This is a genomic window from Shewanella sp. MTB7 (assembly GCF_027571385.1).
Taxonomy (GTDB): Bacteria; Pseudomonadota; Gammaproteobacteria; order Enterobacterales; family Shewanellaceae; genus Shewanella.
Genome location: NZ_CP085636.1, coordinates 1552282 through 1572365 on the forward strand (window position 1 = coordinate 1552282; position 20084 = coordinate 1572365).

Annotated in this window: 18 protein-coding genes; 10 read left to right on the forward strand and 8 right to left on the reverse strand. The window is 42.6% G+C overall.

Annotated features, from left to right (window positions below; genetic code table 11):
• The first annotated feature begins 85 nt into the window (after window positions 1-85).
• The 5 genes from HWQ47_RS06470 to HWQ47_RS06490 all read left to right on the forward strand — a co-directional run bounded on the left by HWQ47_RS06470 (window position 86) and on the right by HWQ47_RS06490 (window position 4419).
• A complete protein-coding gene (locus HWQ47_RS06470; protein WP_269970354.1) occupies window positions 86-1090 on the forward strand; it encodes an aminoglycoside phosphotransferase family protein in 1005 nt (334 codons plus the stop codon).
• On the forward strand, window positions 1087-1776 hold the full coding sequence (murU, locus tag HWQ47_RS06475; protein WP_269970355.1) for an N-acetylmuramate alpha-1-phosphate uridylyltransferase MurU: 690 nt from the start codon (window positions 1087-1089) through the stop codon (window positions 1774-1776). The genes HWQ47_RS06470 and murU overlap by 4 nt, the downstream gene beginning before the upstream one ends.
• Window positions 1777-1852: 76 nt before the next feature.
• Window positions 1853-2632, forward strand: a complete 780-nt coding sequence (gene djlA / locus HWQ47_RS06480) for a co-chaperone DjlA (protein ID WP_269970356.1) — start codon at window positions 1853-1855, stop codon at window positions 2630-2632.
• Window positions 2633-2795: 163 nt separating this feature from the next.
• Complete coding sequence (locus HWQ47_RS06485) at window positions 2796-3440, forward strand: outer membrane protein (protein WP_269970357.1); 645 nt, start codon at window positions 2796-2798, stop codon at window positions 3438-3440.
• Between the two features lie 16 nt (window positions 3441-3456).
• Window positions 3457-4419: a D-2-hydroxyacid dehydrogenase gene (locus HWQ47_RS06490; RefSeq protein ID WP_269970358.1), complete on the forward strand. Its 963-nt coding sequence runs from the start codon at window positions 3457-3459 to the stop codon at window positions 4417-4419.
• Between the two features lie 86 nt (window positions 4420-4505).
• On the opposite strand, the gene purT is transcribed toward HWQ47_RS06490, so the two are convergent.
• Window positions 4506-5681 carry a formate-dependent phosphoribosylglycinamide formyltransferase gene (purT, locus tag HWQ47_RS06495; RefSeq protein ID WP_269970359.1) on the reverse strand — a complete coding sequence of 392 codons (1176 nt, stop codon included), beginning with the start codon at window positions 5679-5681 and terminating at the stop codon, window positions 4506-4508.
• Between the two features lie 496 nt (window positions 5682-6177).
• On the opposite strand from purT, the gene HWQ47_RS06500 reads away from it, so the two are divergent.
• Entirely contained in the window at window positions 6178-7647 is a 1470-nt protein-coding gene (locus HWQ47_RS06500; protein ID WP_269970360.1) for an AAA family ATPase, read from the forward strand.
• A gap of 66 nt (window positions 7648-7713) precedes the next feature.
• Here HWQ47_RS06500 and HWQ47_RS06505 read toward each other — a convergent pair whose 3' ends face one another.
• Both HWQ47_RS06505 and HWQ47_RS06510 read right to left on the reverse strand, forming a co-directional pair.
• Window positions 7714-8976, reverse strand: a complete 1263-nt coding sequence (locus HWQ47_RS06505; protein WP_269970361.1) for a glycerophosphodiester phosphodiesterase family protein — start codon at window positions 8974-8976, stop codon at window positions 7714-7716.
• A gap of 464 nt (window positions 8977-9440) precedes the next feature.
• Window positions 9441-9977 carry a DUF4136 domain-containing protein gene (locus HWQ47_RS06510; protein ID WP_269970362.1) on the reverse strand — a complete coding sequence of 179 codons (537 nt, stop codon included), beginning with the start codon at window positions 9975-9977 and terminating at the stop codon, window positions 9441-9443.
• Window positions 9978-10130: 153 nt separating this feature from the next.
• On the opposite strand from HWQ47_RS06510, the gene HWQ47_RS06515 reads away from it, so the two are divergent.
• Complete coding sequence (locus HWQ47_RS06515; RefSeq protein WP_269970363.1) at window positions 10131-10442, forward strand: DUF1289 domain-containing protein; 312 nt, start codon at window positions 10131-10133, stop codon at window positions 10440-10442.
• A gap of 2 nt (window positions 10443-10444) precedes the next feature.
• Here the strand turns inward: HWQ47_RS06515 and HWQ47_RS06520 are convergent, their stop codons facing one another.
• The 4 genes from HWQ47_RS06520 to HWQ47_RS06535 all read right to left on the reverse strand — a co-directional run bounded on the left by HWQ47_RS06520 (window position 10445) and on the right by HWQ47_RS06535 (window position 13774).
• On the reverse strand, window positions 10445-11707 hold the full coding sequence (locus HWQ47_RS06520) for an ATP-binding protein (RefSeq protein ID WP_269970364.1): 1263 nt from the start codon (window positions 11705-11707) through the stop codon (window positions 10445-10447).
• A gap of 53 nt (window positions 11708-11760) precedes the next feature.
• Window positions 11761-12474 carry a response regulator gene (locus tag HWQ47_RS06525; RefSeq protein WP_269970365.1) on the reverse strand — a complete coding sequence of 238 codons (714 nt, stop codon included), beginning with the start codon at window positions 12472-12474 and terminating at the stop codon, window positions 11761-11763.
• Window positions 12474-12821 (reverse strand): DUF3019 domain-containing protein, encoded by a 348-nt coding sequence (locus HWQ47_RS06530; protein ID WP_269970366.1) that lies wholly within the window; start codon window positions 12819-12821, stop codon window positions 12474-12476. Before HWQ47_RS06530 ends, HWQ47_RS06525 begins: the two co-directional genes overlap by 1 nt.
• 74 nt (window positions 12822-12895) lie before the next feature.
• Window positions 12896-13774: a MipA/OmpV family protein gene (locus HWQ47_RS06535; protein WP_269970367.1), complete on the reverse strand. Its 879-nt coding sequence runs from the start codon at window positions 13772-13774 to the stop codon at window positions 12896-12898.
• Window positions 13775-14140: 366 nt separating this feature from the next.
• Between HWQ47_RS06535 and HWQ47_RS06540 the strand changes: the two genes are divergently transcribed.
• The 3 genes from HWQ47_RS06540 to HWQ47_RS06550 all read left to right on the forward strand — a co-directional run bounded on the left by HWQ47_RS06540 (window position 14141) and on the right by HWQ47_RS06550 (window position 18719).
• Window positions 14141-15316: an acyl-CoA dehydrogenase gene (locus HWQ47_RS06540; protein WP_269970368.1), complete on the forward strand. Its 1176-nt coding sequence runs from the start codon at window positions 14141-14143 to the stop codon at window positions 15314-15316.
• A 99-nt stretch (window positions 15317-15415) separates the two neighbouring features.
• Entirely contained in the window at window positions 15416-17659 is a 2244-nt protein-coding gene (locus tag HWQ47_RS06545; protein WP_269970369.1) for a dehydrogenase E1 component subunit alpha/beta, read from the forward strand.
• Window positions 17660-17663: 4 nt separating this feature from the next.
• On the forward strand, window positions 17664-18719 hold the full coding sequence (locus tag HWQ47_RS06550) for an ACP S-malonyltransferase (protein WP_269970370.1): 1056 nt from the start codon (window positions 17664-17666) through the stop codon (window positions 18717-18719).
• Window positions 18720-18800: 81 nt separating this feature from the next.
• Here HWQ47_RS06550 and HWQ47_RS06555 read toward each other — a convergent pair whose 3' ends face one another.
• Window positions 18801-20012, reverse strand: coding sequence for a response regulator (locus HWQ47_RS06555; protein ID WP_269970371.1), 1212 nt, complete (start codon window positions 20010-20012; stop codon window positions 18801-18803).
• Window positions 20013-20084: the final 72 nt, after the last annotated feature.

A 20084-nucleotide genomic window follows, 5' to 3' on the forward strand; every position in this document is an offset into this window, starting at 1 on the left:
CAACTCAGCTAAATATCGAGATTGAGCTTATTCGCTGATTCCATTTTGCTTTATAATAAAGCAATTTTTACATAAGAGCCATGAGGTGCCCTTGTCAGATCTTAGATTTCTTGCGTTAAATGCATGGCTACAACAACTTTTCGATACTCAGGTTAGACCTATACTTATCTCTGGCGATGCCAGCTTTAGACGATATTTTCGTGTTCAGCACAATGATAAGAGCTTTATTGTTATGGACTCCCCCCCTGAGTTAATAAACGTGCTTCCTTTTATTAAGTTGGCAAGTAGATATTCTGAAGAAGGAGTAAATGTTCCTCAAGTTATTGAAAGTAATATTGAAGAAGGTTTTTTATTGTTAAGTGACTTAGGGGATGTACAGTTGCTGTCGGTATTAAATGAGGACAATGTCGTAGGCTACTATGGCGAAGCATTATTACTTTTAAAAAAAATGAGTCTAGTGACTGACAATGGCGAAATGCCCTTGCCTTTATACGATGAAGCATTTGTGAAATTGGAATTAGATATTTTTTCTGATTGGCTGATAAAGCGCCATCTTGATATCGAACTTGATGATTCTACCCAGGATATGTTGAAAATAACCTTTTCTCATCTGATTCAAAATGCTGAAGTGCAACCTAAAGTCGGTATGCATCGAGATTATCATAGCCGAAACTTGATGCTGCAAGATGAACAACTGAGAGTGATCGACTTTCAAGATGCTGTACTTGGACCTGTTACTTATGATGCGGTGTCTCTGTTGAGAGATTGCTATATTCGTTGGCCTGATAAAGTGGTTAGTCAGTTAATGTTGCAGCATTTTGAGCAAATTAAAGCCTCCGGCCAACTCGATAACTGTGTGTCGATAGCGACCTATACTCGTTGGTTTGATTTAATGGGGTTGCAGCGCCATATAAAAGCAGCGGGGATTTTTGCGCGCCTTAAATACCGTGATGATAAGCCTGCATATATGGCTAATATTCCATTAACCCTTGAATATATTCGTGATATTTCTGATAATTACCTTGAGCTTAAGCCTTTTAGTGATTGGGTTAGTAATGTAGTTATTCCAGCGGTTGAGGCCTCTTCATGAAGGCGATGATTTTGGCTGCGGGCAGAGGAGAGCGATTACGTCCTTTAACTAATTTTTTGCCTAAACCTTTGATTTGTGTTGCCAATAAGCCGTTGATTGTTTACCACATTGAAGGGTTAGCGAAACAGGGAATCACCGAGATTGTGATCAATCATGCTTGGCTTGGGCATAAACTAACAGAAGCCTTAGGTGACGGCAGCCGTTGGGGAGTGAATATTCAGTACAGCCATGAGCTTTGTGCACTAGAGACGGGTGGAGGCATTAAACAGGCTTTGCCATTACTGGGTAATGACCCATTTTTAGTGATTAATGGCGATGTATTTCTTGATGCATTACCTGATTTTACCTCTCTCGATTCATGCGACTTTCTTAAGGGAAAGTTGGCGCACCTTTGGTTAGTGGATAATCCCAGTCAGCACCCTAATGGGGATTTCCCATTAATAGAGGGGTTGGTACAAAACAGGCTTTTTGATGATGAAGATGCATTGACGTTTTCAGGGATGGGGATTTATCACCCCTCTCTTTTTGAAAACACGTCAGGTACTGGTTTTCCTCTTGCTCCTCTTTTGAGGGATAAGATGACTTCAGGACTTATTTCTGGAGAACATTTTTCTGGTTTCTGGTGTGATGTTGGTACCCTAGAACGCTTGGAAAGTTTAGAGCAGCGTCAACGAGATTTAGCGTGATTTTGGCTGGTGCCACTCAGTATCCTGAGTCGTGTATCTGGTTTTAATATTTTTTATAGGTTATTAAGGTTTTTTAATGCGTATTTGGGGTAAGTTTTTTGGCTTTGCCATAGGTTTTATGTTTGGTCGTATTATTGGTGGTGTCATTGGTCTTTGGTTGGGTCATCTCTATGATAAAAAAAGTGCTCAACTTAGTGGGATTATAGGTAAGGGCGCTAATCGACAGACATTATTTTTTAAGACTACCTTTGCCGTTATGGGACATGTGGCTAAAGCGTCAGGACATGTAACAGAAAACGATATCCGTATCGCGACGATGTTAATGGATCAGATGCAACTAAAAGGGGAGGCTAGAGCTGATGCGCAAGCTGCTTTTAAAGAGGGAAAAGAGAGCGACTTTGATGTTAAGACTTGCCTGAAAACCTTTCGTCTTATCTCTATGGGGCGTAAAGAGTTGCTACAGATGTTTCTTGAGATCCAGATCCAAACAGCGCTTTCTGATGCCAAATTAGAACCCAAAGAGCATGAAGTATTACTGACGATAGCTCAAGAGTTAGGTTTCAGCCGCATACAACTTGATGAGTTACTTAAGCGTTGGCAAGCGGAGTTTAATTTCCATCAAGGTGGAAATAATAACCAAACCAGTATTGAAGATGCATACTCATTGCTTGGTTTAACCGAAACGTCATCGGATCAAGAGGTTAAGCGCAGTTATCGTAAACTGATGAATGAGCATCATCCTGATAAGCTAGTTGCTAAAGGCTTACCTCCTGAGATGATGGAGCTTGCTAACACCAAAGCTCAAGATATTCAAGCGGCCTACGACAGGGTCAAAACAGATCGCGGTATGCGCTAAATCAGTATGCCAATATTCAGCTATCTTGCTATTTTTATTGAATAAATATTGGTAAAATGTATATTGTATTAAGTATCAATATACATTTTATTATCTTGTATCAAGGTTCAATAATGCCTAAATCCTGATAACTCATGTTTGATTATTTATGAAAGAGACCGATATGAAGAGAGCAGGTTATATTTCCGCATTAGCATTGATTGTCGCTTCCATTTTCGTTTCAAGCTCAGCCCTAGCTGAGGTGTTTATTGCCCCATTTGGGGGTTACAGTTTTGGCGCCAGTGAGTTCAACATCAAAAGCTCAGGCATTGGTAACTTCGTCCAAGGTGAAGAGGGGGAGTTGAAGGTCTCTGAGTCGGAGCATTACGGATTCATGCTGGGTTTTACCACCAAAGACCCTGGTGATATCTATGTGCTTTACAGTCATCAGACCACCGATTTACGTACTGGTAGCAATTCCAGTCCAACTGCCATTACTGATCTCGATCTGGATTACTTACATTTAGGAGGTTCGCTCTACTTTCCAAATGGCAATTTGAAGCCCTATGTCACGGCAAGTCTAGGTTTAACGAATATGCGACCCGGTGGTGAGTACTCTAATGAAACTCGGTTTTCTATGGGCTTTGGTGCAGGGGTAGAGTATCAACTGATCGAATCCTTTTCGATGTTTGCTGATGCCAGAGGTTATGCCACTTTTATCAGTAGCGACAGCACCTTGTTTTGTGATGGTGGAGAGTGTCTTTGGTCAATCTCCTCAGATATTATGTGGCAAGGACAAGTGAACTTAGGCGTAAGGCTAAGGTTTTAGAGGGAAGAGTCATAACATGAAAATAGTGGTGCTCGACGGTTATACACTTAACCCTGGGGATTTAAGCTGGGATGGATTAAGTCACTTTGCTAGTGCAGGAGAGTTTACTTGCTTTGAGAGAACCACTGAAAATGAGTTGTTTAGTCGAGCAAAAGAGGCAGAAATACTCTTTACCAATAAGACTCATATCTCAGCGGACATACTCTCTAAACTTCCCAAACTTAGTTATATAGGTGTACTTGCGACTGGTACCAATGTGGTGGATCTGCTCGCGGCAAAGCATCATGGTGTCGTGGTGACCAATGTGCCCGGTTATGGTCCGGATGCTGTGGCTCAGATGGTGTTTGCTCATATTCTTCACCATACTCAGCAGGTCGCTGCTCATGACCGTGCCGTTGTCGCAGGGGCATGGACAGAGTGTGAGGATTTTTGTTTTACGCTTAATCCTTTGCAATCTCTAAAGGGGAAAACACTCGGGTTAATGGGGTATGGTGCTATAGGCCAGCAGGTGGCTAATATTGCATTGGCGTTTGGAATGAAAGTATTAGTCAATACGCGTACGCCGCGGTTCGATCTACCCATTGGTGTGAAATGGAGCAGGCTCGATGAGATGATACCTCTGGTGGATATTCTTTCACTGCACTGTCCACTAACTGATACAACCGATAAGATAATTAATAACGCGTTGCTGCAATCAATGCGTTCAACAGCCATTTTGATTAATACGGCCCGCGGTGGACTGATTGATGAGGCGGCGTTGAGTCAGGCGTTACTTGATGGTGAAATTGCAGCTGCTGGAGTGGATGTACTTTCAACTGAACCACCACAAAAAGATAATCCATTACTGACCGCTGTCAATATCAGTATCAGTCCACATAACTCTTGGGCAACACGTGAGTCTAGGCAGAATCTACTGAATATTGCTATTGAAAATGTGGCCGCTTTCTTGAGCGGTAAAGCTAGAAACAGGGTTAATTAGCCAATACTTTTATCGTTACGTGCAGGAGATGGTGTTAAGAGATGTGGTATAAGGGCTTTACTGGAGAGATAAAGCCCTGTCAGCTATTACAAAATCACCTTAATTACGCTAGCCGAATGCAAGGCTTTTTCTATTGCATTATCAATCGAGCTACCACGTGCAAGTGCGACACCTAAACGTCGATGGCCGTTTATTTCAGGTTTACCAAACAAACGAAGCTGGGTATCCGTTTGTTCAAGTGCTTTGCAGATACCTTCAAAACGAATATTGTCAGATTGACCTGATCCTAATATGACTGCCGATGCACTAGGGCCATGCTGCGTTATGTTGGCAATTGGCAAGCCTAGAATAGCCCTAGCGTGCAGCGCAAACTCTGATAGATCTTGACTGATGAGGGTCACCATACCTGTGTCATGGGGACGGGGCGAAACTTCGGAAAAATAAACCTCATCGCCCTTGATAAACAGCTCAACGCCAAATAAACCATAACCCCCTAATGCCTCAACAACCTTACGTCCGATCTCCTGTGATCTCTTTAGGACTGAAGCGGGCATAGCTTGTGGCTGCCATGATTCGCGGTAGTCACCATCTTCCTGCCTATGACCTATAGGATCGCAAAAGTGTATGCCGTTGATTGAACTTATCGTTAGCAAGGTTATCTCATAATCGAAAGGCACAAACCCTTCGACAATTACACGTCCTCCGCCAGCTCGTCCTCCCTCTTGTGCATATTGCCAAGCGGTCAATATTTGGTTTGCTTCGCGAATAACGCTTTGTCCTTTACCGGATGAGCTCATGACAGGTTTAACCATACAAGGTATGCCTATCTTTTCTATGGCCAGTTCGAATTCGGTCTGAGTATCACAGAAAACGTAAGGTGAAGTGGGTAGGTTTAAGGTTTCAGCGGCAAAACGTCTTATACCTTCTCTGTCCATGGTGAGCTGAGTTGCTTTGGCGGTAGGGATGATATTAACGCCCTCAGCTTCCATCTCTATCAGTATTTGAGTCGCAATTGCTTCAATTTCTGGGATAACCAGATGTGGCTGCTCTTGTTTGATAATTGCTTTGAGAGCGTTACCATCGAGCATATCGATCACATGAAAGCGGTGGGCGACTTGCATGGCTGGCGCATTGGGGTAGCGGTCTACACCAATCACTTCAACGCCCATACGCTGAAGTTCGATCGCAACCTCTTTTCCTAGTTCACCGCAACCGAGCAACATAGCGCGCAGTGCACCATTGGAGTGTGGAGTGCCTATCATTCTGTGGGTACCTTTTATTTTTGTAGATAATAGTGATTCACACTATTTGGCTATTGAGCTTACTGATGCTCTTTTTAGCGATTATACCCAAACTACGTGAAGATGCAGTATTGGGTATGTCTAGAAGTGATTGAGTTCAAAGTCATTAATAATTGCTCAGTTCTATCATCCTACTTCTAATTTCCATATCGTCGTGGATGAACGGAATTCACTCTTTTCTGGTATTAATAGTGTTTTGTTGCGAGAGTGTTTCTTTGTTGCGATTAAGTGTTAATTGATAGAGGCAAGGACGGGTGATAGTTTTGATCGAGATAGAGCATCATGAGATACGAGAGCATTTTCCAGTAGGAGTTTCTGGACAAGTTGCTATTTATACTTATCACTTTTCCCAAGCGGCGGTTATGCGTAAAGTGCTACTGATAATGCAGGTTGGCTTAATTACCTTTTTAATTAGGCATTTATGCTGGGTAGTTTGCCATTTTTATAAGGATTATCGATGCAAGACATTAGAGATTTAACATCAGTTTTAAGATCAAACACCCCAATTGTCATCATCGAAACCTACGAGGAACCCCGTGTTATCGAACTCCTTAAGAGGGTATCGAGTGTGCTTTATCAACCTCTGTTCAGCTGGAGTATCACACAAGGGCTAACTCGTGTTGATAAGGTCATGGGCACGCAGGCATTCAACAGTGAGCCTGCTGATATTCTAGGACAGATAAAGTCCACTGAACAGCAGGGTATCTACATCTTGTGCGATTTCCACCCTTTTGTGGCTGATGCACCTAAGAACGTACGTCTCTTAAAAGAGATAGCTCTTGAGTATGAGTCACTTAAACACACTATTGTTTTAGTCAGCCATGCCTTTGAGATCCCAGCTGAAATTAAGCGTTATTGCGCACACTTCAGGTTATCTCTGCCCAATACTGCGCAGTTACAAAACGTGATCTATGAGCAAGTCGATAAAGTAAGGAATGAAGGATTGATGTTAGATATAGATGATTCGGCAGTCATCAAATTGGCAGAAAACCTGAGAGGTTTGACCTTTGATGATGCTCGCCGATTAGCGAATAAGGCGATTGTTGATGATGGAGCGATTACGCATTCTGATGTCGATATGGTTAACAAGGGTAAGTTTGAACTGCTGGACATGAAAGGTGTGCTGCAGTTTGAATATGACACCAGTGACTTCTCTCAGGTGGCGGGTTTACATAATTTAAAGCAATGGCTAAAACATAGAGCTCCTTCAGGTCGTACTAAGAACCTTAAAGATCAACCTAAAGGTATCTTGCTCTTAGGAGTACAGGGCAGCGGTAAGAGCTTAGCGGCTAAAGCGGTTGCAGGTATGTGGCAAAGACCCTTATTAAGGTTGGATATGGCAGCGCTGTATAACAAATATATAGGTGAGACCGAGAAAAACTTACGCCATGCCTTAGAGCTAGCAGATCTGATGTCTCCCTGTGTGCTCTGGGTTGATGAAATTGAGAAAGGCTTAAGTGGTGGCAGTAGTGATGATGGTGTATCAACACGTATTTTGGGTACGATTCTAACTTGGATGGCGGAGAGAAAATCCGATGTGTTTATGGTAGCCACTGCAAATGATATCTCAGTACTGCCACCGGAGTTGATGCGTAGAGGTAGAATGGATGAGATTTTCTTTATCGATCTGCCTGATGATGAGATCCGTAGGGCTATATTTCTGATCCATGCTAAGCGGCGTGAACTTGATCTTGGCTTGTTCAATTTAGCTGAACTTTCAAGCGCGAGCCAAGGTTTCTCCGGTGCAGAGATAGAGCAAGCGATCATCTCTGCTATCTATACTGCTAGAGCATCAGAACAAGTGTTAAATCAAGCGCTGTTAATCGAAGAGTTAATGAAAACCAGACCCTTGTCTGTGGTTATGCGAGAGAAACTTACCGCGTTACGTGAATGGGCATCAGATCGTACTGTAAACGCGCACAAATAACAGGTTGTAGAAACACTAACAGCATTTACCGTTAGTGTTTCTGTGTAGCTTTTATACGGATTAGTGTTAAATATCCATGCAGTTTGCGTAGTAAGTGACCGTTGCTGGCCAATCAGAAAAAACCCCTTTAACACCTATATCTTTGGCTAACACATCTAACAATTCGAGGGCATCACCTTCATTGTCAATGACATCCGTAATGCTTTGATAATACCAGCCGCCTCCGTTAATCAGTAACCCAGAGCGTTCCAATGTCCAAGCGATAATGTTCAACTGTGCACTCTTCGCTGCCTTGGCATATTCAGAGGCAATCAACTTATTATCAGCATCTAAAGTTACTAATACCCAAAGTGGTGGTGCGATATATTCTATCCCTTGGCTTTTAAGTTCTTCCATGCTTGGCGACCAAGTATCGGCATGTTGTGGATCAAAGCCTGCATCATCGTATCTGTCATCGAGAAATACAGCCTGATTAGCGAATTCGGGTGCATTTGCTATCCAGTATTTGATGTCTTCAAGCTCAAAAGACTGCGGGTAAACATCTGCTGCTGGCACATCAGCAGCTTGGTATTCGCTTATCATTTTTTGAGCATAATCTTGCTGGCTAAAGCCATCAAATGGCATCTGCACTTCAGCTGATTTAAGCTCTGGCGTCATCTTTATTCCCGCTTTCTTAAACATCTCAATGCTCTCTGCGTGAGTCATTAAAGTGCCATTGCCAGAATAGAGATCAGTCCGCCAATTAGCCGTTCCTGCCATATACTCTTCAACGGTGGTGGCATTAGAATTAGCACCGTCCATCTTGCCTTTTAGGGTGTTAAATTGAGCAAGAGTAATGTCGCTTGTGCAGCATTTAGCATTGGCTTTCACGCCGTTTATAGGATCTGCAGGGCTAAAAGGAACGGAGCATTGTGCTGCAAGTTCTGGGATGGATAAAATATTGGTGGTCGTGGCCAAATCACATTGAGAATGACGACAAACTAAGGCTTTGTCAGAAGTGAAAGTGACATCACATTCGATTATCCCAGCACCTGAGTCAATAGCCGCTTGATAAGATTCTTTGGTATGTTCGGGAAACTGCATAGCAGCACCACGGTGACCAATAGAGAAATCGGTGCGGTAGGAAGGGTTATCTCTGCATTGTTCTAGTGTCGCTTTAAGCTCACTTTCCTGCATCTGGTTGATTAAAAATAGTGGACGAGGACCGACCTTCGCTGCCACCTTAGTTTCACTATTACTGTTTTCATTACTATCGTTACACCCTGTGAGCAAAACAGCGGTGATCAGCGTGGCGAGATGGAGATAATATGTTATGTGCTTAGTGTGCATGTGCAAATTTTCCGTTTAGGTATTATACCAATCAGTATAAAGATTTGATCGCTCAGCGAGAATTTAGCGGTCCTGAGGCAAGACAACGAGTGAAGAGCATAGTTATTCTACGGTTAAGCTCGTTAACACAGCATCAGAACCGCTAAAACTCGCCTGTTAAGGAGTGTTTTTGGCTGCCTACTTCTGTGTTGAATGAACTTACAAGGGAATAACCATTCCATCATCCATTCGCCTTGAATTAGTTTGCCAAAAACACTCTGAGTAGATCAACTTCTTATACTGATTGGTATTACAGTAAGTTGGCCAATTTGAGACCAGATTAAGCTGGCTAATCTAACAGAAAATGATGCTTGTTTGACTACGGATTTGTGACGATATTATGACTGAAATATATCATTGATGTGAAAGAGGAGGTTTGCTCCTCTTTTGTTATGAGTTATTAATATGTGGATACTTATTCTGAGTTATTTCTGTGGTGGGAACAGTGCCAGAATTTTGTTTACTGTAGCTAAGGTATCGATAACTTTCTGCTCCCCTCCAGCATCATAGTCAAAACCGTCTGTTCCACGCCATATCAGGCGGTTTGTTACAGGGTCAAGAATATCTATCTGTATGGTTTGTATCTTCGCGGTATTACTGCCGATGGGAACGCCGACGCTTGTGCCAACGCTGACACCACCACTACTGCCCCAAGTTCCAGTACCTAATCCAATCGATAGCCCTGAATCTTTTGGTTTATCGTCAACTCTGTAGCCAAAAGTGACCAGAAAGTCTGCTTTGCTCTCAACTCGAGTAAACCCTTTTTCTTCGAGAGTGTTGGCTAAAGCAGTTTGAATCCTTGACGTAGTCAGTGGATCATCGGATTGGGGTGGAGCGAGTTCTTGGAAAGTACTGAGCTTAGTAAAATCGTAATCCACATCATAATCGCTCTTTGGCGTGCTGGTGCAGGCACTCAGGAGTACACATGAAAGAAGTAGACTTGATAAGTTAAATAATTTCATTTTCGTTTCCTGACCTAGGGAGTTGAAGACCAATTTGGTCTGTTCTGCATACAGATGCAAGGGATTTCTTATTATGACAAAAGAATATTTTTAGCCAGAAGAAGGCAAATCAGTTATGTTTAAAGTAACAAATACTGAGTATGGGGGCGATTTATGGAGCAATTAGAGTTTTTTGAAATTCAAAGCCCCTGTATCGGAGTGTGTCAGACTGACGCGCGAGGTTATTGTAAAGGTTGTCTACGTAATAGAGACGAGAGATTTAATTGGTTAGCGTTTTCTGATGCAAGAAAATATGATGTTATTCGACTCTGTAAACAGAGAAAGCGTCGCCGTCAGTTGGCAATAATGAAAGCGAAAAAAGCTCAGTTGCTCCAGGAGCGAGCAGAGCTAAATCCCTCATTCGATTTCAAGTCTCCCGATCCTGAAGAACCTAATTTATCTTTAGATGATTTCACTCTCGAGTAACCTTATTCAGGTTTAGGCCACGTTAGAATAAAACGGGTGCTTCCATTATGGCTCTCTAGTTTGACAGTTCCATTATGTCTTTCCATGATCCGCTTGATAATGGCGAGACCTAAACCATGCCCTTTATTGCCATTTTGGACTGATTTGCTGCGGTAGAAAGGTTCAAATATCTTACCTTGATCTTCCGGCGGGATATCGGGCCCATCGTTGGTGACACTTAGGCTAATAAACTGTTTACTCTGCTTTATCTCTATATCTATGGCATGTTGAGCAAATCTCTGTGCGTTGGTGACGAGGTTTTGTATCGCTCTTTCAATCAAGGAGGGATCGCCTAAGAGATAGGTGGTAAGTGTGTTTTCGTTATATCGGATAGGCGGCGTATTCTGTGAAGATAAACGCTTGATTGTTTGCCGAGTGAGCGCTGTTAGATCGCAATGCTCTAAATGAATGTCTTTGCGCTGAGACTCTAGACTGGCATAAGTCAACAGTTCCTGTAGCAGCTTGTCTATCTCCTTAACATCAAGCAGCATCTCTTCAATAAATTCGGATCTGCGATGCTTATCGGAATCGGGTTTACAGTACTGAGGCATTAACGCTAAAGCAAACTTTAACCTAGCAAGAGGGGTGCGGATCTCATGGGAAACGGCATTCGATAAATGTTTCTGGTTTTCAATTAGTGTACTAATCTGCCTAGCCATCTCATTAAATGTATTTCCTAAAGGAATCACTTGAGAGCGAGGCGAAAGTTTAATTTGCGTGTCCCATTTGGCTTGACCAAACTCTTGGGTCGCGTTACGGAGAACTTTTAGATCCCGTGATAATGGCCATACCCAGATAAGTGCAATTAAGCCCAGAGATAGATAGAAAAACAGGGTGAAAAGCTTACGTAATCGAGCTCTTGGATCTATTTCAATAGGACCTGCAACCAAGATTTGATTGTCAACTTTGATAAAGTGGAGTTCAAAATGGTCACTCAATGTGGTGATAAGCACGGCCTTATCTGTTAAGTCGCTTTTATCTGATAAGGCGATCTGACTTGAATCCATTAGTTCAATGGGATAGTTAGGGGCGTGATCAATTTGGGCTAAATACCCGATACGATCTTGCTCTGGCAGTTTCGCAAGAAGTTGTGCCAACATGATAAGTGGTGCATCAGCTGCACCACTGTCGTCGACATTATTCTGCCAAATATTATCGAGTGTCCAACCTATCCCTAAGATACTTAAACTGATGAGTAGGTATAAGCTGATAAAAAGTCGCTTCAATGTTATTTCCGTAAATACGTATTTAATTCAAATTGACTTTATCGGGTTCAGGCTTAGTTAGTCCAAGCTTCAGGCGCAAATAAGTATCCCTGTCCCCAGACCGTTTTAATTCTGAACGGTGTATCAATATTATCGCCTAATTTCTTTCTTAATCTCGAGATCCGGACATCAATTTTTCTATCTTTACCGTCAAAATCGATATTGAGCAAGTATTGATAGATATATTGACGACTTAATACCTGACCAGCTTGAGATGCGAGTAACCAAAGCAGCTCAAATTCATGGCTGGTTAAGTCAACTTCGAGATCGCCAAGTCTAATCGCTTGGGTGTGTGGATCTATGCTTAACTTTCCGAATGATAAGCAATGTGACTCTACCTTTGGTGGTTTAGCGTTACGGCGTAGTAAGTTATTAATTCTGGCAATAAGTAACGCTGGGTCCACAGGTTTTACCACATAATCATCGGCACCTAATTCTAACCCTTTGATCTGATCTTCATTGGAACCTAATGCGCTCATCAGTAAGATAGGACCAGCAAAATAGTCTGGTAACTTTTCACATAGGGTTAACCCATCCATGCCTGGTAACATAATGTCTAGCAGTATGATGTCGGGTTTATAATTTATCAAGCGGGTCAGTACAGTGTCACCGCGACGCTCAACTTCAACATGCATTCCATGGGACTTTAAATAATCCACAATCAAGTTGGCAAGACGAATATCGTCCTCTACCAATAATACTCTATGGGTCGATTGAGTGGCTGTCATTAGAATAAACTCCAAGGGTTACGGTAGCGTCTTCTCACTTTGGGTCCTGCAGTCGGTGTGACTTTTAGTTTTACCCCAGCGAGCGTTTCATGAGTTACTTTATCTATCATTACAAATTGAACATCTTTCGTTGTGCTTATATCTAAGCTAAACGAACTAACCTCAGCTTCCTCTGTGCACCATCTGGCCATGTTGTCATAGTCAGATAAAATACAGATAGACTTAGGTATCTGGTTGTTCCACTCGAGCTTAACAGTGACTTCACAGGTCAGCTGTTCATTCGAGGTTATACAAAATTCGGGAGACACGGAGAGCTTAGCGGTAAACTCTGCTGTTTCTTCAGCCATGACTTGATCACTGCTTGTTATCGTGAAGCAGAACAGAAACAAGATAGCTGTTATTTGAGATATTTGCACCCGTGTTAAAACCTATAACTTGAACCGATATAAAAGGTACTCGTATATTCTTCGTTTAGTAGTGGGCTGTCTGCGATGGCATCAGCAATATGTGTATACCGAGCTAAGAACAACAGATCCCAGTGCTGAGTTATAACGTAACTACTGGTCAATTCAATTCCTGTATTTAATGCCGAACGGGCCTTAAATTCTTGATTCCAATAAGGGCTCTCACTTTCTCTAACCCCGTAATAGTAATCTACGATCTCTTCACTTTTCCAGTCTAATTTGAGTGCAAACTCGAAATTCCAATCCTGGATGGGAAGATTATAAATCCATTTTAACTGTGCTTCGGTGCCCTGGTGCACATTTAACATATCGTGGGCCAATGAAAAGTTAATGATACCCGCTCGGGTGTAAATAAAAGCTTCAAGGCCAGCTAAGTAGGTAAATCTGCGAGTTTCTAAAGGACCTATGACAGGTTCTTGCTCCTCAGTGGTGAATAGACTGCCACCAGCACTAGCTACTGAACCAGTTTTAAACGTATTGCCACCCGCAAGAAAAATATTAGAGGGATCCCAGCGGTGAAAGTAAGCACTGTCGGTACTGAAGCTGGTTGCTACGTTAATGGTGTACAGCTCTTTTTCGGTTAAGGTATAACCGAAATTACCATTGTCGAAGAACCCATATTCTCCATAGTAAGCGAAGGTTGGAACCATATAAATTGGAATGTCATCATAATCTTTAAGCGGATTACTGCGTTTGCCATAACCCAAGGCGACGCCTAAATCCCATTGACCAGCTTCAATGCATTCAAGATTATTTTCACAGGGTGGAACTGTGTCAGCCCAAGAGAAAAAGGAAAGAAGAAAACAGCTGAGGACTATCAGTTTTAGCCTGTTCATGACACCGCTTATATACTCATTACAGAATTAACAAATCGAATAATAGAGTAACACCATAGACGAGAGTTAGTCAGATGTTTTGTAGCATTTGATGCAAACTGATACACCAACGAGCGTCATGTTTGCAATATGTTTTACCTTGGTTGCATTAATGTGCTTGCATGGGGCTTGAGTGTGTTTTTATTGCCTTAATATGTAGTCTGAATTTCTGGGTTATTAAATTCAATAAAACCTGCATATAGGAAAAACCTATATGAGATAAAGAAAAAGACTATTTTTCCTAAAGATAAATTATGCTTATTGTAACTAACAAATATATTTCTAAACTAACTTTAGTGATCCATTTTCCTAATTAAGGACAACACCATGGCGCGAGTGCATTTTGACTGGACAGATCCACTACAGCTAAACGCTTTACTCTCTGATGAAGAGAGAATGATACGTGACAGCGTATATGACTATGCTCAGGATAAGTTGATGAGCCGGGTGTTGATGGCTAACCGGAACGAGCATTTTGATCGAGAGATCATGAATGAGCTCGGAGAGATGGGGCTGCTGGGTGCTACATTGCCTGAAAAATATGGCTGTTCAAATGTCAATTATGTTAGCTACGGCCTCGTCGCTCGTGAGATTGAACGTGTCGATAGCGGTTACCGTTCAGCCATGAGTGTGCAATCGTCTTTAGTCATGCACCCGATACATGCCTATGGCACGGAAGAGCAGCGACTTAAGTATCTGCCTAAATTAGCCACTGGCGAGTGGATAGGTTGTTTTGGATTAACTGAGCCTGATGTAGGTTCAGATCCTGGAGGGATGAAAACCCGAGCTGAACGCATTGATGGTGGTTTTAAGCTTAATGGTGCCAAGATGTGGATCACCAACTCTCCCATTGCCGACGTATTTGTGGTGTGGGCAAAGCTTGAAGGAAAGATCCGTGGTTTCATTCTTGAAAAAGGAATGAAAGGGTTAAGTGCGCCTAAGATTGAAGGGAAATTCTCACTACGAGCGTCGGTTACCGGTGAGATCGTGATGGATAATGTTGAGGTACCTGAGACTGCGTTAATGCCTAATGCGGAGGGGTTACAGGGTCCATTCGGTTGTCTGAATAAGGCGCGTTATGGCATAGCTTGGGGCGCTTTAGGCGCTGCTGAGTTTTGTTGGCATGGCGCCCGTCAGTACACGCTCGATAGGATCCAGTTTAACCGCCCATTGGCCGCAAACCAATTGATCCAAAAGAAATTGGCCGATATGCAGACTGAGATATCCCTAGGTCTATTTGCCTGTTTGCAAGCCGGTCGATTAATGGATCAGGATGCACTTCCTGTCGAAGCTATCTCTTTAATTAAACGTAACTCTTGTGGTAAAGCGTTAGATATTGCTCGCATGTCTCGTGATATGCATGGTGGTAACGGTATCTCAGATGAGTTTCATATTATTCGCCATGTGATGAACTTAGAAGCGGTGAACACCTACGAAGGAACCCATGATATTCATGCCCTTATCTTAGGTCGTGCTCAGACAGGGATTCAGGCTTTTTGTTAAGCAACAATGTTAAGGAGCTTTAGGCTCCTTTTTTGTGTCTGGAACACTGATTTTGTTGTTTTAAGCCTCTTCAATTAGCTAAATGGGTGAGCAAGTATTATGGAAGATAGGGCGGTAGCGTTAGATAAGAGCTTTATTGAGCGAGTCAATAAGCACGCATTTAGTGATATAGGGCAGGGTTGGGATCATCGTCAATTAGGTTTATCAGACAGTGACTTTATTGGCATGTTTGAATCTCAACTTAAGAGTCGACTATTGGATCTTGAGTCGCGAAAGATGCGGGCAAGAAATGAGGGCTTCTATACCATCGGCAGCTCAGGTCACGAGGGAAATGCTGCTTATGGTTTAGCCTTTAAGCCAACGGACATGGCATTCCTGCATTATCGTAGCGGTGCTTTTATGATCGAGCGAAGCCGCCAACTTCCTGGAGAGACCATTCTCTACGATATGCTGTTATCTTTTGCCGCATCCAGTGATGATCCCACCTCAGGTGGTCGACATAAAGTGCTGGGTAGCAAGCGATTGAGCATTCCTCCGCAAACATCGACCATAGCCTCGCACTTACCTAAAGCAGTAGGTGCTGCATTTAGTATCCCTTTAGCTCAACGATTATCTCTTGATTCTCCCATGCCGTCAGACAGTGTCGTGCTGTGTAATTTCGGGGATGCTTCTGCAAATCATGCCAGTGCGCAAAGCGCGATAAATTCAGCTTGTTGGGCTGCATATCAGCAAGTGCCACTGCCTATCGTGTTTATTTGTGAAGACAACGGTATCGGGATCTCGACACGAACTCCCAAGGGATGGATCGCAGCAAACTTTAGCCTGCGGGCCTCGCTTAAGTATTTTTATTGTGATGGCAGGGACATTCTCGACTGTTACAAAGTGAGCAAGGCTGCGGCAGAATATGCCAGAGTTCATCGCAAGCCAGTATTTTTACACGTGAGAACGGTACGCTTAATGGGGCATGCGGGCAGCGATGCAGAAATCGCGTATATGAGCAAAGAGCAGATTTTTGACAATGAAGCTCAAGATCCCCTTGTTGTCACTGCACAGCAGTTGATCGACGCTGGTTTGATGAACTCGAAACAGATCTCCGAACTTTATCAATCTATGAAGGCTCGCATAGAGGCTATTGCCCAAATGGCAGTGACTCGACCTAAGTTGCAGACAGTTGAGCAAGCCATGGCTTCTATTGTGCCACCGAAACAGATAGTGAAACGGAGCCTATATTTAAATGCAGAACGTAGATCTGAGTTATTCAAAGCCGACAAGCTGGCATTAAATAAACCACTGCATATGGGGAAATTGCTCAACTTAACCCTGACAGAGTTGATGGCGCGCTTGGAAAATATTGTGGTCTGTGGCGAAGATGTCGGTAAGAAAGGTGGGGTCTACCATGTTACCTCTCGATTGGTAGAGCGTTTCGGACCCAATCGAGTGATCAATACCTTGTTGGATGAAACTTCTATTCTGGGGTTAGGAATAGGCATGGCTCATAACGGCATCTTACCCATTCCCGAGATCCAGTTTCTAGCTTATGTACATAACGCTGAAGATCAAATAAGGGGCGAGGCGGCGACCTTACCATTCTTCTCTGACGGACAGTTTACCAATCCTATGGTGATCCGCATTGCGGGGCTCGGCTATCAAAAGGGTTTTGGTGGGCATTTTCATAATGACAACTCGTTTGCTGTGTTTCGGGATATTCCGGGATTGATTATCGCTTGCCCTTCCAATGGTGCCGATGCCGTAGAGATGCTCAGAGAGAGTGTCAGGCTGGCCCATGAGGAGCAAAGAGTTGTTATTTTCCTTGAGCCGATTGCACTATATATGACTAAAGATCTTCATGATGCTGGTGATGGTCTATGGTCGAGTCATTATATTCCCGAGCAGGAGTCCAAACTGATTGCGGTGGGAGAAATAACCCAAGATGGACAAGGGGATGAGCTCTGTATTATCAGCTACGCCAACGGTTATTATTTGAGTCGTCAGGCGCAAAAGATACTGATGGAAACGGGATTAAAAGTCAGAGTTATCGATATTCGTTGGCTTGCACCCTTAAATATGACAGCAATTATTGATAAGGCTAAAGAGTGTAAACATATTTTGATTGTCGACGAGTGTCGTAAAACCGGCTCGATAAGTGAGGCTATTATGACAGGTTTTACTGAGGTGTTAGGTAATGCATGTCCGCCTATTGCTAGACTGACCGCAGATGATTGTTTCATTCCTCTTGCCGATGCTGCAACACTGCCGTTACCAACCAAAGAGAAGATTGTCGCAGCTGTGATGGCCTTGATTGGCAAGGAGCTTAATCAAGCTTTGTTAAAGGAGGCATTGTAGAATAATGACAAGTCCTGATAAGAAAACGAAACAGAGAGTCCTTGTCGTTGCCCCTGGAAGAGGTTGCTATAACAAGGAGGAGTTAGGGTATCTGCAAACACATCATAGCGGTAAAGCAAGATTTATCGATGATATCGACGCTTATAGAGCAGTGTTGGGGCAAGCGAGTATTAAACAGCTCGATAGCGCTGATAAGTACTCTTTTAAACTGCACACTGCAGGGGAAAATGCATCGGCATTAATCTATGCCTGTGCCATGGCGGACTTTATGGATATTGATACCGATAAATATGAAGTGGTTGCTGTAACGGGAAATTCCATGGGTTGGTATATCGCGTTAGCGTGTGCTGGTGCCTTAGACTCTGATGCTGCCATTGATGTGATCAATAGCATGGGCTCTATGATGCAAACAGGGTTAATAGGTGGTCAGTTACTTTATCCTGAAATGGACAAAGAGTGGCGACTGGATAAAGCGAAAACAGCGTTAATAGACATTGCTATCGAGCAGATAAATGCAGAAGAGGGCTGTGAGGTTTATACCTCAATATGGCTCGGTGGTTACCGGGTATTCGCTGGCAACGAAGCGGGCCTCAAACGACTAGAAACGATGTTACCAAGCATTGATGAACGTTACCCGATGCGACTCTATAACCATGGGGCATTTCATTCTCCAATGCTTAATGATGTGTCGAAACGTGGCTTAGAAACGATTGCTGCTTCTCTGTTTAGCTTGCCTCAAGTGCCACTAATCGATGGTGAAGGACGGATCTGGACACCACAAAGCACTGACACAGATAAACTTAAGCGTTACACCTTAGGTGCTCAGGTGACTCAACCTTATGATTTCACCAAGGCGATTCAGGTGGCTGTAAAAGAGTTTGCGCCTGATAAGTTAATTGTGCTTGGGCCGGGAAACACGCTGGGTGGACCAATAGCTCAGGCATTAATTGATATCGGTTGGTTTGATTGGCAAGGTAAAAATCATTTTACACAGGCTCAAGATGAGTCACCCAAGCTGCTAGCTATGGGAAATGAACTGCAACGTCGACAGGTGACTTAGCCTTAATTTGATAACAGTTGTTCCTTAACAGTCTGGTTGATTTGCCGGAAAGCGAGTTGATAACTCTTGGATAAGAAAAAGTTAGTTGATGACTCTATGAACAGCTTCGAGAATTTCTCGTTTAGTTGAAGGCTTGAGAATATAGCCTTTGAGTCCTTGGTCTGCCCAAGTTTTAATTAGCTCCTTATTTTTGTTGCCAGTTAGCGCAATGATAGGGAGATTTTTCCCTTTTGTGGCAGATTTAATCTGAATGGTCGTGTTGATTCCATCTAAATTCGGCATAAATAAGTCCATTAAAACAAGTGAATAATTGTTCTGTTTTATTTTTTTCAGCGCATGCAGGCCATCATCGGCAGCATCAACAGTAAACTTATCTTGTTTTAATATGTTAACGAGCATATTCCTGTATAGTTGATTGTCTTCAACCACTAATATTCTTTTAATCTCAGCTTGTTCAATACCATCGCTATGAGAGGGGACTGGTACAGTGCTTGTTGCTAAAGCCTCCATTACTTTCGTTGGATCTGGTGCTTGAACTTTGTTTTTCATTGACGTTTGTTTTTTTTGTTCTGTTATCCCATCTTGCTTTGTGATTAATTGATTTATCATGTTGTCTAGCGTGTTTTTGATATTACACTCTAGCTCAGCAAGTAGAGGTTCAATGTGTTGTTTATTTATTTTATCTAATAATTGTTTTGAGTTTTGTTTTGTTTCTATTTCATTTTCTTTTATGGCTTCATTAGACTGGTTTAGATTCCTCTTACATCTATCAATTGAGTCCAATAAGGAGCGCTTGCACTCTCCACCATTATCTATAAGTTGAGCGAGATCGTCTTCAATGTTATCCAGTTGTTCCTCTTGAAGCCCTATATATTGCTCCGTCGTTTGGCTGATAAGTAAGCCATTATGGACCATCATTTTCAAACGAAATTTTTCATATAAAGGTTGGTATACGAAATAATTGTCGAAGAGCCCTTTTATGCAACAACGAAAGGCCACACCAGATTCACGATTCTTACATAACAGAATACTTTGGTGAGGGTAATTCAAGCTCTTATTGGTAATGATTTCGGTATATAACTCGATACTTTTTTGTACTGTACTGAGGGCTAGTAATATGACAGAAGGCTTAAACTCTCTTATTTTAATGTCTATATCTGTGTTGACAGGAAGGGTTCGATAATCCTCCACTTGTTCGGCAATAATGCTTGCAGCTCCTAAAATATCGTCTTCATTCTCGAAAATCATAATGACTTTTGGATGACGGCAGGCCAAGCTAGGTTTTGATGGCATTGACAATTACTCCCTGTAGTTGCTGTGTGCGAGTTAGTTACACAAATAAACTTCATTATGATTTCTTTTACA